We start from the raw sequence: 19,214 nt of genomic DNA on the forward strand, positions 1-19,214 counted from the left end.
CCGCATCGCTGCGGCCTTGATCTGAATTACTGGTTAACCGGGATCACCGCGCCTTTGTATTTTTCGCGGATAAAGTCCTGAATTGCCTTGGAGTGCAACACTTTTACCAGCGCCACAATCTCCGGCTTGTTCACGTCGGCCTTGTGCACGGTGATGATGTTGGCATACGGGTTATTTTCACCGCTTTCGATAGCGATCGGATCCTTCGTCGGGTTCAGTCCGGCGTCAATGGCGTAGTTGGCGTTAATCACTACCGCGTCGCCCTCATCATTGTTGTACATCTGCGGCAGCAGCGCGCCTTCAACGTTAGCCAGGAATTTCAGGTGTTTCGGGTTTTCCACCACGTCGGTGATGCGCGCATCCACCTTGCTCAGGCCCGGCTTCAGCTTAATCACGCCTTCTTTCTCAAAGATGGACAGAATGCGGCCTTCTTCCGCCACCGCGTCACGCATGATGATTTTGCCGTTGTTCGGCAGGTCTTTCAGGCTTTTATACTTCTTGGAATAAATACCGATCGGCTCGATATGGATGGCGCCGGCGCTGACGAAGTCATAGGTCTTATCGCCGGCATGGTCCTTCAATACTGAATTCAGATACGGCACGTGCTGGAAATAGTTGGCGTCAATATCGTGGCTGGCCAGCGCCGTGTTCGGCAGAATGTAATCCTGGAAAGGCTTGATCACCAGATCGATGCCTTCCTTTGCCAGAATCGGTTTTGCCTGCTCGAGGATCTCGGCATGCGGCACGTTGGACGCGCCGACCACCAGCTTGGTTTCCGCCGCCGCACCAAAGGACGCCAACGCGGTCAGAGAGGCGAAGGCCAGCATCATCATTTGCTTTTTCATCATCATTATTCCTGAGTTATTTATCGTTTATCGAGCGTTGTTGTAATGGTGTCGCCAATGAACTGGATAACGAAAACGATCAATAAAATCGTCAGCGTCGCCACCAGTGTCACGTCACCGTGGTTGCGTTGAAACCCTTCCAGATAGGCCAGGTTACCCAGCCCGCCGGCACCGATCACCCCGGCCATCGCGGTGTAGCTCACCAGTGCGATCAGGGTGACGGTAATGCCGGAAACCAGCGCCGGAGAAGACTCCGGCAGCAGCACGCGGAAGATAATGGTGCCGGTTTTGGCGCCCATCGAGCGCGCCGCTTCAATCACGCCTTTGTCCACCTCGCGCAGACCAATCTCCACCAACCGGGCATAGAAAGGCGCAGCGCCGACAATCAGCGCCGGCAGGGCGGCGTCGGCCCCCAAAATAGTGCCGATCAGCGCCTTGGTGAACGGGATCAGCAGCACGATCAGAATGATGAAGGGTATGGAGCGGAACACGTTGACCAGCACCGAAATCAGCGAATAGACCGTGCGGTTTTGCAACAGCTGACCCCGGGAGGTCAGAAACAGAATCACTCCCAACAAAATGCCCAGCACCAGCGTTGCCAGCCCGGCGATGCCGGTCATATACAGGGTTTCCCAGGTGGCGCTCAGTAACTGATCGATGCGCAGGTGAGGGAACAGTGACTCAATCATGTTTGATGACCTCAACGGCGATATCTCGTTCTTTCAATAATTTCAGCATGTTGTCGATTTGCAGGTCGTTGCCTTCCGCGTGGATATACAGCTCGCCGAACGACCCGTTAAGGGTGTGGCTGATTTTGCCGTGCAGGATGTTGATGGTCACCCGGTAGCGCTGGATCACATCGGAAATCACCGCCTGATGGGTTTGCATGCCGACAAAGGTCAGCTTGAAAATGGCCCCAGGCAGATGTTGAGCCAGCAACGGATTGAAGCTCTCTTCGGTTTCCTGATACTGCGAAACCTGTTTAACGAACTGCCGGGTAATCGGCTGCTGCGGTTGGGTAAAGACATCGATCACCGGGCCTTCCTCGACGATACGGCCGTTTTCCATCACCGCCACGCGGTGGCAGATTTTGCGTACCACGTGCATTTCATGGGTGATCAGCACAATGGTCAGGTTCAGCTTACGGTTGATATCCAGCAGCAGCTCGAGAATCGAATCGGTGGTCTGAGGATCGAGCGCCGAGGTGGCTTCATCACACAACAGCACGCCAGGGTTGTTGGCCAACGCGCGGGCAATGCCGACGCGCTGTTTCTGCCCGCCGCTGAGCTGCGAAGGATAGGCATCCTCACGGCCCTGCAGGCCAACCAGCGCGACCAGCTCCGCCACCCGTTGTTTAATTTGCGCCTTGGGCACGCCGGCGATTTGCATGGAGAAGGCGATATTTTGGCTGACGGTGCGTGACCACAGCAGGTTGAAGTGCTGAAACACCATGCTGATTTTCAGCCGCGCCTGGCGCAGTTGCTGGCCTTTGGCGCGGGCGATATCGAAACCATCGACTTCAATACTGCCGCTGGTGGGGGTTTCCAACCCGTTAAGCAGGCGGATCAGGGTGCTTTTGCCGGCACCGCTGTAGCCGATGATGCCGTAGATTTGCCCGGCTTCCACGGCCAGGTTGACGTCATCAACCGCGACAACGCGGCCTTGCGCGCTGTCAAAAGTTTTGCAAACGTTCGAAAGAACGATCATAGAACAGCCAATCCTTATCAATACATCACAGCATTCCGCCCGGAGCGTATAACGCCGGACAGGGGTCGGCTTCTGGGGGTAAAGACAGGCGGAACGTCTGTTTCTGGTGAATACGGACCAATCCTACCGGGGGTTTATAGTGACAGGAAGAATGTAAAATCTATTAGTTATTCTGATTCGGTATATCAAATCATGAGAGGAAGTGATGACAAAAAAATCGACCAAGGTAAACCTTGGTCGATTTGTTTTATTTAACGCTTGTCGAGCTTCATATGAAGCAGCGGGAAGGGATTGCCTTGGCCGTCGAGCGCGGAACGGCCGGTGATTTCAAAACCGTAGTGCCGGTAAAATCCGCTGGCCTGCGGATTTTGCTCATTAACGTCCAGCAATAGCTCATCGTGCAGCGTTTCAGCATGCGCCAGCAGCGCTCTGCCGACCCCTTTGCCGCGCTGTTCCGCGTCGATAAACAGCATTTCCACCTTGTTGCCGCTCAGCCCGATAAAGCCGCAAGGGTGACCGGGGCGATCTTCCGCCACCCAAACGTTGACCGTCGGCAGGTAATCGTTCAGCACCAGCGGGAACAGTTGGGTAATGTTATCTTCGGTCAGAAAGTGGTGGGTGGCGCGCACCGAACGCTGCCAAATATCTGCCAGTTGCGCGTTGTCTTCCGCCGCGCGTGATCTGATGGTAATCATCGAAGTCTCTGCTATCTAAGTTGAAGAAAAACAAAAATTAGATAGAGGTTTTGTGGGGTTAATGCCGAATTAACGTGGGTTAACGCCCTGCAAAAACGCCTCTGCAGTGAGTCGGACAGAAAATGTAATTCAGTGCGGTGTCCGTTTCAACCGCCAGATTGCGCATTTATGCGCGCCCCCACAATCTGGCGACGGTCAGGGCGATAAAGGCTTCCAGTTTGGGCGATTGCCGCCGTTCGGGCAGATAGACCAGATGCATCGGCCGCGGCAGCGGCGAATAGCCCGGCAGCACGCGCACCAGTCGGCCGGCGGCGATATCCTCATCCAGCAGCATGGCGGCATGCTGCGCAATGCCGAAACCGGCCAGCGCCGCACGGCGTACCCCTTCGCCGGAGTCCATGCGCAGCCGTGGCCTGACCGGCACGCTGATTTCCCCCTGAGCGCCTTGCAGCCGCCAAAAATGATTGCCGTCCCACTGACTAAAGCCAAAGCAACTGTGCTCGCTGAGCTGTTCCGGCCGCGTTGGGGCGCCATGCTGCGCCAGATAGCCGGGAGAGGCCGCCAGCGTCATGCGGTAATCGGGCAGGGCGCGCGCCACCAGGCCGTCATCCGCGACCGGCCCGATGCGAAATGCGGCTTCGTATCTTTCTTCAATCAAATCCACCTTGCGGTCCGACAGCACCACCTCCGCTTCTACGTCCGGGTGTTGTTGCAGGAATTCGGTAAGGATCGGCGTCAAAACGCGGTTACCGAAGGTGACCGGCGCGCTGATGCGCAACAGCCCGCTGGGCGAGCTTAACAGCGCCCTTGCGCTGGCTTCGGCGGCGTCGGCATCGGCCAGCAGGCGGCGGCAGCGTTCATAGAAGACCCGACCGGCCTCGGTCAATCCTTGCCTGCGAGTGGTACGGTTCAGCAACGGCGCGTTCAGCCGCTGTTCCAGATAGCGAATATGCTTGCCGACCATCGTGGGGGAAATCGCCATCTCGTCGGCGGCGGCGACAAAGCTGCCTTTTTCCACCACCCGCACAAACACCGCCATGCTGGTTAAACGATCCATTATAAACCTCTGGTATTTTCTGAATGCCCTGCGGGCCACTTTTCGGCAGTATAGCGCTCTGGGATACTGGATGCTAACGACCGTCAGTGCGTTATTGGCGAAAAATTCCCGGAGTAACACCATGCAGGCATTAACCTTTGAACGATTTGGCGGGCCAGATGTGCTCGAATACCTTGAGCTGCCGACGCCACCGGTACCGGCAGGTGCGGTGCAGGTACGGATGGGGGCCGCCGGGCTTAACTTCGCCGATATCTACCGCCGCAAGGGCAATTATGTGCTGCACGGCAAGCCGCCGCATATCGGCGGTTACGAAGGCGTTGGCACCATTATCGCCGTGGGCGAGGGCGTTGACGGTTGGCAGGTGGGAGAGCGGGTTGGCTTTGCCGACGTGCCTTTCTGCCATGCCACACGCATCAACGTGCCGGTAGATCATGCGCTGCGGTTGCCGCAGGCGCTGAGTGACGTCGAGGCCGCCTCGATTTTGTTGCAGGGGCTGACGGCGCAGTACCTGATTAACGACAGCGTGCAGGTGCGGGCGGGCGATCGTGCGTTGGTGCATGCGGCGGCCGGCGGCGTCGGGCAAATATTGACCCGGATGCTGGTGGCGCGTGGCGCGCAGGTTTATGCGTTGGTGTCTTCGGCGCACAAGCAGCAGATTGCACTTAAGAGTGGCGCGACGGCGGCCTTTACCTACCAGCAGGACTGGGTGGCGCAAATCGCCGCGTTGACCGACGGCGGTGTCGAGTACGGTTTTGATTCGGTTGGCATCACGCTGCAGCAAAGCATTGACGCGTTGCGCCCCGGCGGCCGGGTGGTGACTTTCGGCATGGCGGGGGGCGAGGCACCGGCGATCTCGGCTTATCACCTGATGATGGATTCCAAAGGTGTCGTGGGTGGCGATCTCTGGACCTACCTCAATAGCGGCGAGGCGCGCCGCGAGCGGGCAGAACGGCTGTTCGCCAGTTGGCAGAACGGTGAATTTACTCTGCCGCATATCGAGACTTTCCCGCTGAGTGAAGGCGCGGCTGCCCATCGCCGGCTGGAGGATCGCAGCTTTGCCGGCAAGATTGTTTTGCTCAACGAGCAGGACTAAAACCGCCGCGTGATACACTGGTCACCGGATAATAAAGGGGCCAGGCAGGATGGAAGCACTACGCGCAGCGATAGAAAAACAGGTGATCGGCCTGACCGGGCTGGCGCTCGGCGGCATAGATTTCGAAAACCCGGCGGGTGACCCTGGCCTGTTTGGTCCGCAGTCGGTCATCTGGCGGGTACACTGCGATTTCACCTCAATGCTGTGCGGCGGCGTCAGCGCCTTGCTGCTGCAAATGCTGCACCCGCTGGCGTTGGCCGGGGTGTGGGATCACTCCAATTTTCGCGAAGACATGCTTGGCCGCCTGCGTCGCACCAGCCAGTTTGTCTCCGTCACTACCTTTGGCCCCACCGCAGAAGCCGAGCGGCTGATCGCCAAGGTGCGGGCCATTCATTTGCATGTCACCGGTGTCAGCAACGATGGCAGGCCCTATGCCGCCAGCGATCCCGATCTGCTCACTTGGGTGCACGTGGTGGAAAGCAGTTGTTTCCTGGCGAGCCACCTGCGCTACCGCAACCCGCATCTTTCCCCCGAACTGCAAGATCGCTATTACCAGGAGACGGCCCGCGTTGCCGCCGCTCTGGGTGCGCGCGATATTCCCACTTCCTGCGCGGCGGTGGCCGACTATCTGCAACGGATGCGGCCGCAACTGGTGTGCGATGAACGCACGCGTGAAGTGGCGCGCATTCTGCTGGCCGCCCCGGCGCCGAGCGCATTGGCACGGCCCTTTGGTTGGCTGGTGATGCAGGCGGGTATTGATCTGCTGCCCACCTGGGCGCAGCAGCAGTTTGATTTTTATCCCGGCATGCTGCGGCGGCGCCTGGTGAGAGCGGGCGTAGGCGGCGTCGGTAAGGTGCTGCGCGCCTCGATGCGCAACGGGTCCTATCAGCGCGCCGTACGGCGAATTAACAAACCGGCGTAAGCCCCGCCGCCATAAGCGCTATACCCAAAATAATTGGAGTTGCATCTCGGCGGCAAGGCCGTTCATCCCCAGGAGCTTAGTAAACTAAGTGACTGGGGTGCACGGGTGAAGCCAACACAGATGCAGCTTCAAGTATGACGGGTATATAGTTATTACCAATAACCCAATGTTTTATCCCCGTTTATGGTCATTTTTGAGACTTTTACGGGTGATCCGGCCACGGATGCGCTTTACACTTGGGAAAAGCCGAATTCCAATTTATTAGTGCGCAGCATTATTCTGCGCCGTGACCCATTGTTGAGGTGATATGAACGAGTCATACGTACTTGCTGAAGTCAGTAATGAGAATCAGACGCTGGTGGCGGTGGTTCAGCAAGATCACCGGGCAGCCTATTTTTACATTTACCCTGCGGAAGAAAACGGCGAGCGTTTTCAGGTGCGCGCCTGCTGGTTGCGTAATCTGGCGGCTGCGCCCTTGCAGGAAGATCGCGCTGCGCTTGAACGGGGCCAACCTCCCATGCTGGCGGCCGAGTTTTGCCGCAATCTGGAAGGGGAAGCACCGCTGAATCCGGATGGGTTGACGGTGGTCTGGAGCGAAAGCGACGACGGCGCGGCGCTGTGGTACTACGGCCAACTACTGGCGGTGATCCCCGGCTGGAGCCTGTATATCGACCATTCGGTGTGTTATTCCGCCAGTTGCATCAAAGAGAGCCCGCTGGTTTATCCGCTCGGTTCGGCCTCCACCAATACCCAGTATGCGTTGGCGGAAAACACCCGCCAGTTCTGGCGCAGTTGGCAGCGCGAGGAGGGCAACCCGTGGCCCAAAATGCAGAGCGATTATCAGGCGCGTTATGAGCAGCATTTTGGCCCTTCGGTAAAATACTACGCCATCGATCAAGGCAAATGGCCGCCGATGGCGATTACCCAGCACGAACGCGACGGCATTTATTATTTTCTCACCATGGGCGTCAGCATTCGGCCGATGCCGTGGGTAGAAATTCTGTTTAATGACGATGCCAGCCGTTATCGCCGCATGGAAATGGGCATCGCCATCGACGGCCAGTTCATGACCGAAGAGAACGCGGTGCAGATGGCCAGCGCGCTGGCCGGGTTCGCGCACGTCCCTTGGGCGAAAATCACCTGGTTTGGCGAAGGGCATACGCTGGAGTCGGAGGTGGCGCCGCTGGGTTATGAAGGCTACGTACTGTCCTCGACGTTTTATCCCTACAACGACCATCTGACGCTGCCGGAGCAGTATGGCGATCCGGTGAACATTTTCTGGGCCAGCCCGGTATTTGAAGCCGAGCGTCTGCTGGCGCATGCCACGCCGAACGGCGGCCACGATCTGGTGAACAAGCTGCGCGAGCAGGGCGTTGACCATATCTTCCGCCCACGCCAACCGGTATGCTGAGAGGGAATTTTTCTCAGGGGATCAATCATGAAGTCAGCGTTGTTGATTATCGATGTGCAGAAAGGGTTGTTTACGCCACCGCTGGCGGATGCCGAAGCGACGCTTGGCCGGATTAACGCACTGAGCGACCGCGCCCGCCTGGCCGGCGTGCCGGTGATTTTTATCCAGCATCTCACGGCTGACGAAGCGTTGGCGCACGGCAGCGATGCCTGGCAGATTGACCCCGCATTGCAGGTGAAAGCCGGCGATCACCGGGTGGAAAAAACCACGCCGGATTCGTTCCTGCGCACCGGATTAGGTCCGCTGCTGATCGCCAACGGCGTAACGCACCTGGTGATTTGCGGCTATTCCACCGAGTTCTGCGTGGACACCACCACCCGCCGCGCCGCCGGGCTTGGCTACCCGGTCACGCTGGCGGCGGATGCCCATACCAGCCACGACAAACCGCACGCGACGGGTCTGCAAATCCGTGCCCACCACAACGCCACGCTGTCGAATATCGGGAGCTTCGGCGTACTGATCGACGCGCTGCCGGCGGCAGAGATCCTCTTCTGATTGCCAGATAAAAACAGGCCCGGAATCTGCTTTCCGGGCCGTGCATTTTCTTTCACTTCCGCTTTATACGTCACTGTACCAGGATTTTTCAGCCGACCCGTGCGCCGCCGTTAATCGAGGTGATGGTGCCGGTAATAAATGAAGCCTGTTCCGAGGCGAGCCACAATGCGGCGGCGGTAATATCTTCTACCCGACCGGTGCGCGCCAGCGGCGTTTCTGCCGCAATGGCATCAATGCGATCCTGCGGCAGCCCGGCGCCGAAGAAGCGCGTATCCGCGATAAAACCCGGAGCAATGGCGTTGACGGTGATCCCCTGCGGACCCAGCTCGCGCGCCAGGTTGAGGGTAAAGCCCTGAACGCCAGCTTTGGCGGCGGAATAGCCCAGCGCACCGGGGCTGCCGCTGCCGCATTGGGCAGCAATCGAACTCAGGTTAATGATGCGTCCGCCCGGTTTACGCAGGTGCGGCAGCATCGCCAGGGTGAACAAGAAGGTACTTTTCAGGTTACCGTCGATCACCGCATCCCATTCGCGCTCGGCCTGTGCCAGCGGCGTGTCGGCCGCAATCACTCGGGTAAAACCGGCATTGTTGACCAGCACCTCTACCGTACCGAGCTCTTCTGCCAGCCGTGCGACCACGTCTTCCACCTCACCGCGGCGGCTCAGGTCCGCCGCATAGTGCCGGGTGCCTGGGCCAATTAGCCGGGCGGCCTGCTGCAGACGCTGGGGGTCACGCGCCACGATGGCGATGCGGTAATCCTGTTGCGCCAATTGCTGGGCGATGGCCAGCCCAATGCCGCTGGAGCCGCCGGTGATAATTGCTGTACGTTGCGTCATAACCGATCCTCATTCAGCGCCGGCCACCCCGGAATGACGTGGGCCCGGCGGTCAGGAAAAGTATTGGCTTTTGGTATCGATACATCCAATACTCTATTTATACTTTTAAAATATGAAAAAGGTATCACGTGATTGAGCTACGCCAACTTAGGCAGTTTATTGCCGTGGCCGAAGAGATGAGCTTTCACCGCGCCGCCGAGCGCCTGCATATGGCGCAGCCGCCGCTCACTGCCGCCATCAGAAAAATTGAGCAGGAGCTGGGGGTGTCGTTGCTGGAGCGTGGCAACCGCATCACGCGCATTACCGAAGCAGGGCAGGTGTTTTTGATCGAGGCGCGGCGTACCCTGGCCCAGTTCGAACGCACTCTGGGCAATACCCGACGTGCGGCGCGTGGCCTGACTGAATCGCTGCGGCTGACCTTTGTCGACAGCACGGTGAACGCCCTGTTGCCGGGGATCCTGCGGCAGTTTCGCCTCGAGCATCCGCTGGCGGAGTTTCACCTGCAGGAAGCGACGACCGCCGAGCAACTGATCGCCCTGCGCGACGATCGCGCCGATATCGGCATGGTGGTGCTGCCAGTGGCCCCGCAGGAAGGTTTGCAGATCCAGCCTTTCTTGTTTGATCGTATGGTGCTGGCGCTGCCGGATCACCACCCGTTGGCGTCACAACAGCAAGTGACGCTGCGCGATCTGGCCGATCAGCCGTGGCTGCTGTTTCCGGCGCATTACGGGCCGGGCATGCACGCGGCAATCCTGCAAGCCTGTGCGGTGGCGGGATTCAGCCCGCGCATCGTGCAAGAGGCGCGGCAGATGCAGACTATCGGTGGGTTGGTGGCCGGTGGAGTAGGGATTGCGCTGATGCCTGCGCTGTTTGCAGTGCTCAAATCCCCCGGCGTGGTGTTCCGTGAATTGAGCGGTGTGGGCAGCCCGGTGCCTTATACGCTGGCGCTGGCATGGCAAACGCCCTCGCCACTGACCGACGCGTTTTGCCGTATCGCCGCGGAACAGGCGGCGGCCTATCGGCGTGAGGTTGTGGGTACGATTGCCGGGAAATCATAAATATGTACGGTGGTGAGAGAGGGGCGATTGCCAATGCTTATGGCATTTCACTCAAGCTCTCATGGCTGCCGGCCAGGATTGTCCGCCTCTTGCCGCCGCATATGTTTAGGTATGCGGCGGCAAGAGGTCCGTTACTTTATCTTGATATACCGGTTTGCCCCTCTTCAGGGGTTAGCATAACGAACCAAACTCCATACTCTCCGGTTCAATCATGTCCAAAAAGGCGTCACAGACAGCCTGCCCCTGCCAGGATGCGCAAATCGCTTCTGCATGCTGTCGGTCGTCGGCAAAGGCGAGATTGACAAATACCCCATCGCCCAGACTGACCAGATGCTGGCTCTTCCATCCAGGCTGTCGCGCAAGGTGATTTTCTACCATTCGATTATAAACGTTACGCATGTCGCTCTCGCGAATACCCGGTTTCAAGCGAAATCTCCCTATTTCGATGCCATGACCTGTTTTCAACGACGGCGTTTGCTCCCTCTGTCCGGCATAGTGCCCCATGCTGTGCAAACTGCTGACAGAAGATCTGAAACTGGAGAATTCAGGTTGATTGCCAACGGCTTTTGCTGCCGCCAGGGCTTCTTCAGCGCTGTTCCAGACGACGAGGTCAACGCGTTCGTCAGCCATATCCCTCCCTGAAAATGCAATCCAGTCGACAAATCCAGGAAAATGTTTCAGCAGGCTCTGCGCAAGCGCTCTGGCCGAATCCGCAGCTTGTGGGTTTTTCACCTTATAGGTGACTATTTCGTAACAAGGGGTCGTCATGATTAACTCCGTTATCAGGATGATATGAAGTCTTGATCCTATGACACCCCCCTGACAGTTTTTGTCAGGGTGATGTAAGCTCTTGTGATGAAAACTATTCGGCTCTTCACTTTACTTGAGCATCTTCGCTGTCGCGTACACCCGGTATCGGCTGAAGTATTGGCTCAGGCTTTAGATGTGTCTGTAAGAACTATCTACAGGGACATGGCAACGCTGCAGGCGATAGGGGCTCCCGTGCGTGGCGAATCGGGTTTGGGTTATTTGCTTGAAAAAGAGTATTTCCTCCCGCCGCTTAATTTTGACCCCGACGAATTGGACGCGATTATGCTTGGAATGCGGCTGATAGGGGCGCGGGGCGATGATGTACTTTCCGCAGCGGCAACCCGGGTTTCAGCAAAGATCAGTTCAGTCATCGATGTCAAAAAAATAGACATTTATAAACGACTCCCTCTCAGAGCCGTCTCTCGGCCTACGGAGGAAAGTGAGAAAGCGATGAAACACCTCGCGTTTCTCCGCCAGGCGATTCGTAAGAAGCTTCAACTGAACATCAATTATGTCGATCTGCAAGGAAGAGAGAGCGATCGGATAGTCCGCCCGCTGGGTTTGACGGTATTCGACTCTGTGTGGTTATTGACGGTCTGGTGCGAAAAACGCTCCGATTTTCGTAATCTGCGGGTAGATAACATCACTTTGGCGGTGGGAACAGGCCAACATTTCAGGCCTGAGAGCGGGAAGCTATTTGAGGACTACCTCAAAACACTTTAGACGGGAGAAAAAGCCTGTCAGAAGGCGCCTTGCAATGCCGCCAGCACCGGCGGCATTGCAAGGACGCAGGTCAGGCCGCGCTGTCGACAATCGGGTGTTTCACCACGAACAGATACGATAGCGCGCCGATGACGGTGAAGCAGGCGCAAAGGATAAGCGCCAGTTTAAAGGAGTGGGTGGTATCCAGGATAAAGCCGGTGATCACCGGGGCGAACGAGGCGAAAATAAAGCTGGCGAAGTTCTGAATGCTGCCGACCGAGGCGGTCATGCGTGAGGTCACCGCCACGTGGATCAAGCCCCAGCAGGAGGTGCCGGCAAAGTGGATGCAAAACAGCGCCATGCCGATCAGGACTACGGCGCTGTAGGTGGTGGTGGCCTGCGGCACAATGGCGGTGAAGGACGCGGACAGCAACATGCCGGCCACGATGCAGATTTTGCGGCTTTTTAGCGGGGCCATGCCACGGCGAACCAGGAAATCGGTGACAAAGCCGTTCGACAGCATGCCGGCAGCGCCGAACAGGAACGGAATGGCGCTCATCAGCCCGGTGCTTTTCAGATCCAGATGGTAGGTGGTTTGCAGGTAGCCCGGCAGCCAGGCCAGATACAGCCACGCGGTGTAGTTGATGCCGCTAAAGCCGATCATCATACCCCACATGGTGCGGTTCCTGAATAACGAGCGCCACTCGCGGAAGTTCATCGGTTCGCGCCGCGCGCTGACGCTGCCGGCATTCAGATAGGCCTGTTCCTGGGCGCTCAGGTCGATGTCCTGGCGGTTGCGATACAGCATATACCACCCGATCGACAGCGCGATCCCCAGCACGCCGATGATGATGAACATCCCGCGCCAGCCGAAGGCCAGCATCATGGCGGTGAGGATCGGCGGGCTGAGCGCCAGGCCAATGGTGGACGCCGAGTTGAAAATCCCCATCGGCATACCGCGATGTTTGATGTTAAACCAGTCGTTGATCACCTTCACGCCGCACGGGTTCATCGGCGCTTCGCCGATCCCCAGCCCGATGCGCACCCAGATAAACTGGGTGAAATTGTGGATCATGCCGGACAGCGTCTGGAACACTGACCAGACGAACATTCCCACCCCCAGCATAATGCGCGGGCCCTTGCGATCCAGCAGCAGTCCGCAGGGCAGTTGGGCGATGCCGTAAGCCAATGAAAACGCCGAAAGCAGCAGGCCGATTTCGGTACCGCTCAGGCCCATTTCCTCCCGGATGGTGGAGTTCGCGACCGACAGCGAACTGCGGTCAAGGAAGTTGATGATGGCGGCGAAAAACAGCAACAGCATGGCGGTGGTTTGGATTTTTTTTATTTTCGCCGAACGTACCAGCAGGCCGTTTGGCGGCATCGGAATGATGTGATCTGAATAAGGGTCAACCTGTTCTTTTCCGCTGTCAACGGTGGTGGTTCTTTCCATCTTTGCCTCCAGAATTTCGCATTAATAATATTTATTATTCCGGGTATTCCCCTGGGTGGTGCATTAGCAGGCGGTCGGCAGTAAGCCTAGATGGAGGGATATTTTAGCGATGCGTTTTTGTCGCGGTTCCGTGCGGCAGTTACTATTTTGCTGCTCTTTATCGGTTTTAAATGCCGCCTTCGGTGTTTTTTATCGATAAAAAACGATCAGGCGACGTCCTGATTGATGGAACGGATCATCGATTGCTTGGCGGTGTCCAGGTGGCGATGCAGCGCGTTGATCGCTTCCTGGTCATTGCGGCAGATCAACGCACTGAGGATGATCATATGTTCTTCAATGGCAATGATATTGCGCTGTTTCAAGTCGGTTTCATCCCACTGGTAATGGAAGTGGAAAATCACCGAAATGATCTCCAGCGACTGGTTGAAAAACGGGTTGTTGGCGGCGGAGAGGATAAGCCCGTGGAAGTCGCGATCCAACTGGGAGAACAGGCGATAGCTATCGCTGATACTTTCCCGCAGCTGGCGGTGGCGGCTCAACAGTTCCTTGGCTTGCAGCCAGCGTTCGTCGTCGGCGGGCAAGTTGATAAAGCGCGACAGGGCGTGAGTTTCCAGCATTTGGCGCAGTTCAAACAGCTGCTCGGCATAGTTTTGATCAAACTTTTTCATGCGCCACTGACCGCGCTTGACGGTTTCGATCAGGTTATAACGGCTGAAGTGCAACAGGAATTCCCGCACCACCAGCGGGCTGACGTTGGCGATGCGCGACAGTTGCAGCTCGCTGAAACTGTCGCCGGCGCGCAGCTGCTTTTGGTTAATCATCTGATAGAAGCTTTTCTTGAACTGCTTGTCCTGGTCTTCCAGCGAAGGGTTCACGCACTCGAAGCCGTCCTCTGCCTGCGGCGGCCGTACAATCACATAGTCATCGCCGACCTTTTCCAACACCCCGCGCCGGTCGAGGTGGGCCAGCGTGTGGCGTACCGTGGTGCGGCTGATGTTATACATTTCGGCCAATGCCGCCTGTGAAGGCAGTGGCGAGCGAAGATGGCCGCCGTTAATGCCGTCGATCATCTGGTTAACCACGTTGTGCCGCAGGGCCTGGGTTCTGCTCATGTGCTGTCTCTGGTGTTTTTTATGCATTTAAAACCAATTTAAATCGGTTTATTTAGTGCTGCCTCACAGTTCTGTCCACTGGCATAACCGGTCGCCGCGTTTTTATTGAATAACCTTCTCACCTGACTGGAGGAAAGACGATGACGACAATGAAAACATTAGTGTGCGAGCAGCCGACGAAATTGGTTTATCAACAGCGCCCGGTGCCTTTGCCCGCGGATCAGGAGGCGGTGATCAAAATAGTGACCGTCGGCATTTGCGGAACGGATATTCACGCCTGGTCCGGTCATCAGCCTTTCTTTAGTTATCCCCGCGTATTGGGCCATGAAATATGCGGCGAGATTGTCAGCATCGGCAATAATGTCAGCGGCTGGCGGGTGGGCCAGCGCGTGACGGTAATGCCGTATATTTCTTGCCGGCGCTGTGGGGCCTGCCAGAGCGGCAAAACCAACTGTTGCGAGAATATTTCGGTGATTGGCGTTCATCAGGATGGCGGTTTTTGCGAGTTCCTGAGCGTGCCGGCCGGCAACCTGCTGGCGGTGGACGACTTGCCGCCGGAAACGGCGGCGCTGATTGAACCCTTCGCCATCAGCGCCCACGCGGTGCGCCGGGCGGCAATAGCACCGGACGATCACCTGCTGGTGGTGGGGGCCGGGCCGATCGGGCTGGGCGTGGCGGCGATAGCCTGCGCCGACGGCGCGCAGGTGGTGGTCGCCGATACCAGCGCCGAGCGGCGGGCGCATGTTGAAAAAGCCTTGGGGCTGCCGACGCTCAACCCGGCGGATGAGCAATTTGACGCGGCGCTGCGCGATCGGTTCAGCGGCATGCTGGCGGCCAAGGTGATTGACGCCACCGGCAACCCGCACGCGATGAATAATAGCCTGAACCTGATCCGTCACGGTGGCAGCATCGTTTTCGTCGGGCTGTTCAAGGGCGATATTCAGTTCTCCGATCCGGAGTTCCATAAAAAAGAAACCACTCTGATGGGCAGCCGCAATGCGACCCATGAGGATTTCGCCAAGGTGGGGCGTTTGATGGCGGCAGGGAAAATTACCGCGCAGATGTTGCTCTCCCACCATTTTGATTTCGACACCCTGGCAGAACATTACGAACAGCAGGTGATTAATAATAAGCAGCTGATCAAAGGCGTAATCCATTTCAATTAATCCCGACGTCGCCCCTCAATGCTTTATAGCGAGCGGGCGGCATACGTCACTTCTCAGCCATAAAACCATCATCCCGCTGTCATAAATTTATTCGTTAATAGGTGCCCATAATGATTAGCCACTGAAACCAGAGAAATCATATGGCTCAGGCACTGTTAAAACTTGCACCAACCGATTTTCCAGGGCAGCAACCGATCTCCTCACGTAAGGTGCTGTCGGTGAAAGGCTTGGGCAAAGCCTATAAATCCCAGCAGCGCGTGCTGGACGACATCAACTTCGATCTGCACGCAGGCGAGTTCGTGGCGGTGATTGGGCGCTCGGGCGCAGGCAAATCCACCTTGCTGCATACCCTGAACGGCACTATTCCTTCGAGCTGCGGCGAGATGCTGCATTTTGAAGATGACGGCGTGGCGCAGGATATCGCCCAACTTTCCGCCCGTCAGATGCGCCAGTGGCGTTCCCGCTGCGGCATGATCTTCCAGGACTTCTGCCTGGTGCCGCGGCTGGACGTGATGACCAACGTACTGTTGGGCCGCCTGAGCCACACCTCTACCCTGAAATCCTTCTTCAAACTGTTTGACGACGCCGACCGCGGGCGCGCCATCGAGCTGCTGCAATGGCTCAATATGCTGCCGCACGCCCTGCAGCGCGCCGAAAACCTGTCGGGTGGCCAAATGCAGCGGGTGGCTATCTGCCGTGCGCTGATGCAAAACCCTAAAATTCTGCTGGCCGACGAGCCGGTAGCGTCCCTCGATCCGAAAAACACCCGCCGCATTATGGATGCGCTGCAAAAAGTCAGCGAAAACGACATCGCGGTGATGGTGAACCTGCACTCGGTTGAACTGGTGAAAGAATATTGCACCCGGGTCATCGGCATCGCCCAGGGCAAAATCGTGTTTGACGGGCACCCGTCGCAACTGAACGAACGGATACTGCACCAGCTGTATGGCGAAGAAGCCAATCAAATCCATTGATTCACTTTTACCTTTACACACACAAGGCACCCGTAATGAAAAAAGTATTGAGTCTGACCACCCTGATGGCCGGCGCGATGATGGTATTTAATGCTGCCGCAGCAGACGCACCTAAAGAACTGAACCTGGGCATTCTCGGTGGCCAAAACGCCACCCAGCAGATCGGCGATAACCAGTGCGTGAAGCAGTTCCTGGACAAAGAACTGAACGTGGACACCAAGATGCGTAACTCTTCCGACTATTCGGGGGTGATCCAGGGCCTGCTGGGCGGCAAGATCGATCTGGTGCTGAGCATGTCGCCATCGTCGTTCGCCTCGGTGTACATCAAGGATCCGAAAGCGGTGGACATCGTCGGTATTGCGGTTGATGACGTTGACCAATCCCGCGGCTACCACTCTGTAGTGGTGGTCAAAGCCGGTAGCCCGTATAAAAAGCTGGAAGATCTTAAGGGCAAAGCTATCGGTTTCGCCGATCCTGATTCCACCTCCGGCTTCCTGATCCCGAATCAGGCGTTCAAAAAAATGTTCGGCGGCACGGTGGACAACGAATACAACAACGCCTTCTCCAGCGTCACCTTCTCCGGTGGTCATGAGCAGGACATTCTCGGCGTGCTGAACGGCCAGTTCGAAGGTGCGGTGACCTGGGCTTCGATGATCGGCGACTACAACACCGGCTACACCAGCGGCGCTTTCACCCGCATGATCCGCATGGATCACCCGGACCTGATGAAACAGATCCGCATTATCTGGCAGTCGCCGCTGATCCCGAATGGCCCAATCCTGGTGAGCAACTCGCTGCCGGCCGATTTCAAAGCCAAAGTCGTGACCGCCATCAAAAAGCTGGATAAGGACGATCACCAGTGCTTTATCAAGGCGATGGGCGGCAAACAGCACATCGGCGACACCACTCTGGCGGAATACCAGAACATCATCGATATGAAGCGTGAGCTGACCAAAGGCGACCGTTAATACTGCCGGGGCTTGGCCAGGCTGAGCCCCGCTGATTTCCACACGTCGGAAACCTATTTTGAATACAGATTTTGCGCACTACTACCAACAGATCCGCAGCAAGCAAAAGCGCGAGACGCTGTTCTGGTCGCTCGGTCTGGTGGTGCTCTACCTGGGCGCCGGCAACATCGCCGAGTTCAACCTGCATACCGTGTGGGTGTCCATTCCCCACTTCTTCGATTACCTGGCGGAAACCGCCCCGACGCTGCACTGGAAGCTGCTGTTCGCCGACGGGCATACCGAAGGATCATTGGCCTACTGGGGTTATCGGCTCAACATCCAGCTGCCGCTGATCTGGGAAACGCTGCAGCTGGCGCTGGCGGCGACCCTTCTTTCGGTGCTGGTGGCGGGGGCGCTGGCGTTTCTGGCGGCTAACAATACCCACAGCCCGGCGTCGTTGCGACTGGCGATCCGCACGCTGGTAGCATTTTTGCGCACCATGCCCGAACTGGCGTGGGCGGTGATGTTTGTGATGGCGTTCGGCATTGGCGCTATCCCCGGCTTTTTGGCGCTGGCGCTGCACACCATCGGCAGCCTGACAAAACTGTTTTATGAGTCGATCGAAACCGCGTCCAACAAGCCGGTGCGCGGGCTGGCAGCCTGCGGCGCGACGCCGTTGCAACGCATGCGTTTCGGTCTGTGGCCCCAGGTGAAGCCGGTGTTTCTGTCGTACAGCTTTATGCGGCTGGAAATCAACTTCCGTCAGTCGACCATTCTTGGGCTGGTGGGGGCGGGCGGCATCGGCCAGGAGCTGATGACCAATATCAAGCTCGATCGCTACGATCAGGTCAGCATGACGCTGTTGCTGATTATCCTGGTGGTCTCGCTGCTGGATTACACCTCCGGCGAACTGCGCAAACGGGTCGTGGAGGGGAAAAAATGATCACCGCACCAACGCTCTCGGCACAAGAGCTGCAAACGCTCAAACAGCAGCACCCGGAAATATTCTCGCAGCAGCGCCGCTATCTGCGCACCCTCGGTATTATTGCCGTGGCGATCGCGCTGTATTATCTGTTCTTCTTCCAGTTCTTCGGCATCTCCTGGCCGCAGTTCGTTAACGGCTGCCAGCAACTGGGCCGTTACTTTGTGCGCATGTTCGTCTGGCACGATTTCGTCAACTGGCCGTTTAGGTATTACTTCCAGCAGATCTTCATCACCATCGGCATCGTGTTTGCCGGCACCATCACCGCTTCGCTTATCGCCTTGCCGCTGTCGTTCTTCGCCGCGCGCAACGTGATGTCGACGCCGCTGCTGCGGCCGATCTCGGTGGCGGTGCGGCGGTTGCTGGATATTTTACGCGGCATCGATATGGCGATCTGGGGGCTGATCTTCGTGCGCGCCGTCGGCATGGGGCCGTTGGCTGGGGTACTGGCGATTGTGATGCAGGACGTCGGGCTGCTCGGCAAGCTGTATGCCGAAGGGCACGAAGCGGTGGATAAATCCCCCAGCCGCGGCTTGACGGCAGTGGGTGCCAACGGCTTACAGAAGCACCGTTACGGTATTTTCACCCAGTCGTTTCCCACCTTCCTGGCGCTAAGCCTGTACCAGATTGAATCCAACACCCGCTCTGCGGCGGTGCTGGGCTTTGTCGGCGCCGGCGGCATCGGCCTGGTCTATGCGGAGAACATGCGGCTGTGGAACTGGGACGTGGTGATGTTCATCACCCTGATCCTGGTGGTGGTAGTGATGGTGATGGATAAGGTGTCGTCCCTCCTGCGCAACAAATACATTATTGGCGAAGACATCCCGCTGTATCAGCAAAAAAGCCAAATCGATTGAGAAACCCCTTGGCGATCCCTATACTGCCGCACATAT

Annotated in this window: 20 protein-coding genes; 11 read left to right on the plus strand and 9 right to left on the minus strand. The window is 57.4% G+C overall.

What is annotated here, in order from left to right:
- Positions 1-26: 26 nt before the first annotated feature.
- The 5 genes from JEM67_RS07740 to JEM67_RS07760 form a co-directional block, all read right to left on the minus strand.
- Positions 27-848, minus strand: coding sequence for a MetQ/NlpA family ABC transporter substrate-binding protein (locus JEM67_RS07740; protein ID WP_370576138.1), 822 nt, complete (start codon positions 846-848; stop codon positions 27-29).
- 17 nt (positions 849-865) lie between these two features.
- A complete protein-coding gene (locus JEM67_RS07745; RefSeq protein ID WP_013812039.1) occupies positions 866-1,534 on the minus strand; it encodes a methionine ABC transporter permease in 669 nt (222 codons plus the stop codon).
- The gene (locus JEM67_RS07750; protein ID WP_199635409.1) at positions 1,527-2,552 is read right to left on the minus strand and encodes a methionine ABC transporter ATP-binding protein; all 1,026 of its coding nucleotides are present in this window, start codon (positions 2,550-2,552) and stop codon (positions 1,527-1,529) included. The genes JEM67_RS07745 and JEM67_RS07750 overlap by 8 nt, the downstream gene beginning before the upstream one ends.
- 251 nt (positions 2,553-2,803) lie before the next feature.
- A complete protein-coding gene (locus JEM67_RS07755; RefSeq protein ID WP_199635408.1) occupies positions 2,804-3,247 on the minus strand; it encodes an acetyltransferase in 444 nt (147 codons plus the stop codon).
- 166 nt (positions 3,248-3,413) lie between these two features.
- Entirely contained in the window at positions 3,414-4,304 is an 891-nt protein-coding gene (locus JEM67_RS07760; protein ID WP_199635407.1) for a LysR family transcriptional regulator, read from the minus strand.
- Between the two features lie 121 nt (positions 4,305-4,425).
- Here JEM67_RS07760 and JEM67_RS07765 point away from each other — a divergent pair, with 121 nt between their 5' ends.
- From JEM67_RS07765 to JEM67_RS07780, 4 genes are all read left to right on the plus strand, one after another.
- Entirely contained in the window at positions 4,426-5,397 is a 972-nt protein-coding gene (locus JEM67_RS07765; protein ID WP_199635406.1) for a quinone oxidoreductase family protein, read from the plus strand.
- 49 nt (positions 5,398-5,446) lie between these two features.
- Complete coding sequence (locus tag JEM67_RS07770; RefSeq protein WP_199635405.1) at positions 5,447-6,319, plus strand: oxygenase MpaB family protein; 873 nt, start codon at positions 5,447-5,449, stop codon at positions 6,317-6,319.
- Between the two features lie 307 nt (positions 6,320-6,626).
- Positions 6,627-7,730, plus strand: a complete 1,104-nt coding sequence (locus JEM67_RS07775; RefSeq protein ID WP_199635404.1) for a suppressor of fused domain protein — start codon at positions 6,627-6,629, stop codon at positions 7,728-7,730.
- Between the two features lie 27 nt (positions 7,731-7,757).
- Positions 7,758-8,285 (plus strand): cysteine hydrolase family protein, encoded by a 528-nt coding sequence (locus JEM67_RS07780; RefSeq protein WP_199635403.1) that lies wholly within the window; start codon positions 7,758-7,760, stop codon positions 8,283-8,285.
- Between the two features lie 88 nt (positions 8,286-8,373).
- Here JEM67_RS07780 and JEM67_RS07785 read toward each other — a convergent pair whose 3' ends face one another.
- Positions 8,374-9,120, minus strand: coding sequence for an SDR family NAD(P)-dependent oxidoreductase (locus JEM67_RS07785; protein WP_199635402.1), 747 nt, complete (start codon positions 9,118-9,120; stop codon positions 8,374-8,376).
- A gap of 128 nt (positions 9,121-9,248) precedes the next feature.
- Between JEM67_RS07785 and JEM67_RS07790 the strand changes: the two genes are divergently transcribed.
- Positions 9,249-10,178 carry a LysR family transcriptional regulator gene (locus JEM67_RS07790; RefSeq protein ID WP_199635401.1) on the plus strand — a complete coding sequence of 310 codons (930 nt, stop codon included), beginning with the start codon at positions 9,249-9,251 and terminating at the stop codon, positions 10,176-10,178.
- A 171-nt stretch (positions 10,179-10,349) separates the two neighbouring features.
- Here the strand turns inward: JEM67_RS07790 and JEM67_RS07795 are convergent, their stop codons facing one another.
- On the minus strand, positions 10,350-10,946 hold the full coding sequence (locus tag JEM67_RS07795) for a hypothetical protein (protein WP_199635399.1): 597 nt from the start codon (positions 10,944-10,946) through the stop codon (positions 10,350-10,352).
- Positions 10,947-11,033: 87 nt separating this feature from the next.
- On the opposite strand from JEM67_RS07795, the gene JEM67_RS07800 reads away from it, so the two are divergent.
- Positions 11,034-11,711 carry a helix-turn-helix transcriptional regulator gene (locus JEM67_RS07800; RefSeq protein WP_199635564.1) on the plus strand — a complete coding sequence of 226 codons (678 nt, stop codon included), beginning with the start codon at positions 11,034-11,036 and terminating at the stop codon, positions 11,709-11,711.
- Between the two features lie 70 nt (positions 11,712-11,781).
- On the opposite strand, the gene JEM67_RS07805 is transcribed toward JEM67_RS07800, so the two are convergent.
- Positions 11,782-13,140 carry an MFS transporter gene (locus tag JEM67_RS07805; protein ID WP_199635397.1) on the minus strand — a complete coding sequence of 453 codons (1,359 nt, stop codon included), beginning with the start codon at positions 13,138-13,140 and terminating at the stop codon, positions 11,782-11,784.
- A gap of 206 nt (positions 13,141-13,346) precedes the next feature.
- The gene (locus JEM67_RS07810) at positions 13,347-14,252 is read right to left on the minus strand and encodes a GntR family transcriptional regulator (protein ID WP_199635395.1); all 906 of its coding nucleotides are present in this window, start codon (positions 14,250-14,252) and stop codon (positions 13,347-13,349) included.
- Between the two features lie 140 nt (positions 14,253-14,392).
- Here JEM67_RS07810 and JEM67_RS07815 point away from each other — a divergent pair, with 140 nt between their 5' ends.
- From JEM67_RS07815 to phnE (JEM67_RS07835), 5 genes are all read left to right on the plus strand, one after another.
- Positions 14,393-15,418 (plus strand): zinc-binding alcohol dehydrogenase family protein, encoded by a 1,026-nt coding sequence (locus JEM67_RS07815; RefSeq protein ID WP_199635393.1) that lies wholly within the window; start codon positions 14,393-14,395, stop codon positions 15,416-15,418.
- 140 nt (positions 15,419-15,558) lie between these two features.
- The gene (gene phnC, locus JEM67_RS07820; protein WP_004942097.1) at positions 15,559-16,392 is read left to right on the plus strand and encodes a phosphonate ABC transporter ATP-binding protein; all 834 of its coding nucleotides are present in this window, start codon (positions 15,559-15,561) and stop codon (positions 16,390-16,392) included.
- A 35-nt stretch (positions 16,393-16,427) separates the two neighbouring features.
- Positions 16,428-17,360 (plus strand): phosphonate ABC transporter substrate-binding protein, encoded by a 933-nt coding sequence (phnD, locus tag JEM67_RS07825; protein ID WP_199635391.1) that lies wholly within the window; start codon positions 16,428-16,430, stop codon positions 17,358-17,360.
- Between the two features lie 58 nt (positions 17,361-17,418).
- On the plus strand, positions 17,419-18,282 hold the full coding sequence (phnE, locus tag JEM67_RS07830; protein WP_199635389.1) for a phosphonate ABC transporter, permease protein PhnE: 864 nt from the start codon (positions 17,419-17,421) through the stop codon (positions 18,280-18,282).
- Positions 18,279-19,178: a phosphonate ABC transporter, permease protein PhnE gene (phnE, locus tag JEM67_RS07835; RefSeq protein WP_199635388.1), complete on the plus strand. Its 900-nt coding sequence runs from the start codon at positions 18,279-18,281 to the stop codon at positions 19,176-19,178. The genes phnE (JEM67_RS07830) and phnE (JEM67_RS07835) overlap by 4 nt, the downstream gene beginning before the upstream one ends.
- The last annotated feature ends 36 nt before the right edge of the window (positions 19,179-19,214 follow it).

This window comes from Serratia sp. PAMC26656 (assembly GCF_016469055.2).
Lineage (GTDB): Bacteria > Pseudomonadota > Gammaproteobacteria > Enterobacterales > Enterobacteriaceae > Serratia > Serratia plymuthica.

Bases quoted from the DNA above. Each gene is read 5' to 3' on its own strand.
- JEM67_RS07740 (WP_370576138.1), bottom strand. From the start codon at position 848: ATGATGAAAAAGCAAATGATGATGCTGGCCTTCGCCTCTCTGACCGCG.
- JEM67_RS07745 (WP_013812039.1), bottom strand. From the start codon at position 1,534: ATGATTGAGTCACTGTTCCCTCACCTGCGCATCGATCAGTTACTGAGC.
- JEM67_RS07750 (WP_199635409.1), bottom strand. From the start codon at position 2,552: ATGATCGTTCTTTCGAACGTTTGCAAAACTTTTGACAGCGCGCAAGGC.
- JEM67_RS07755 (WP_199635408.1), bottom strand. From the start codon at position 3,247: ATGATTACCATCAGATCACGCGCGGCGGAAGACAACGCGCAACTGGCA.
- JEM67_RS07760 (WP_199635407.1), bottom strand. From the start codon at position 4,304: ATGGATCGTTTAACCAGCATGGCGGTGTTTGTGCGGGTGGTGGAAAAA.
- JEM67_RS07765 (WP_199635406.1), top strand. From the start codon at position 4,426: ATGCAGGCATTAACCTTTGAACGATTTGGCGGGCCAGATGTGCTCGAA.
- JEM67_RS07770 (WP_199635405.1), top strand. From the start codon at position 5,447: ATGGAAGCACTACGCGCAGCGATAGAAAAACAGGTGATCGGCCTGACC.
- JEM67_RS07775 (WP_199635404.1), top strand. From the start codon at position 6,627: ATGAACGAGTCATACGTACTTGCTGAAGTCAGTAATGAGAATCAGACG.
- JEM67_RS07780 (WP_199635403.1), top strand. From the start codon at position 7,758: ATGAAGTCAGCGTTGTTGATTATCGATGTGCAGAAAGGGTTGTTTACG.
- JEM67_RS07785 (WP_199635402.1), bottom strand. From the start codon at position 9,120: ATGACGCAACGTACAGCAATTATCACCGGCGGCTCCAGCGGCATTGGG.
- JEM67_RS07795 (WP_199635399.1), bottom strand. From the start codon at position 10,946: ATGACGACCCCTTGTTACGAAATAGTCACCTATAAGGTGAAAAACCCA.
- JEM67_RS07800 (WP_199635564.1), top strand. From the start codon at position 11,034: ATGAAAACTATTCGGCTCTTCACTTTACTTGAGCATCTTCGCTGTCGC.
- JEM67_RS07805 (WP_199635397.1), bottom strand. From the start codon at position 13,140: ATGGAAAGAACCACCACCGTTGACAGCGGAAAAGAACAGGTTGACCCT.
- JEM67_RS07810 (WP_199635395.1), bottom strand. From the start codon at position 14,252: ATGAGCAGAACCCAGGCCCTGCGGCACAACGTGGTTAACCAGATGATC.
- JEM67_RS07815 (WP_199635393.1), top strand. From the start codon at position 14,393: ATGACGACAATGAAAACATTAGTGTGCGAGCAGCCGACGAAATTGGTT.
- phnC (WP_004942097.1), top strand. From the start codon at position 15,559: ATGGCTCAGGCACTGTTAAAACTTGCACCAACCGATTTTCCAGGGCAG.
- phnD (WP_199635391.1), top strand. From the start codon at position 16,428: ATGAAAAAAGTATTGAGTCTGACCACCCTGATGGCCGGCGCGATGATG.
- phnE (WP_199635388.1), top strand. From the start codon at position 18,279: ATGATCACCGCACCAACGCTCTCGGCACAAGAGCTGCAAACGCTCAAA.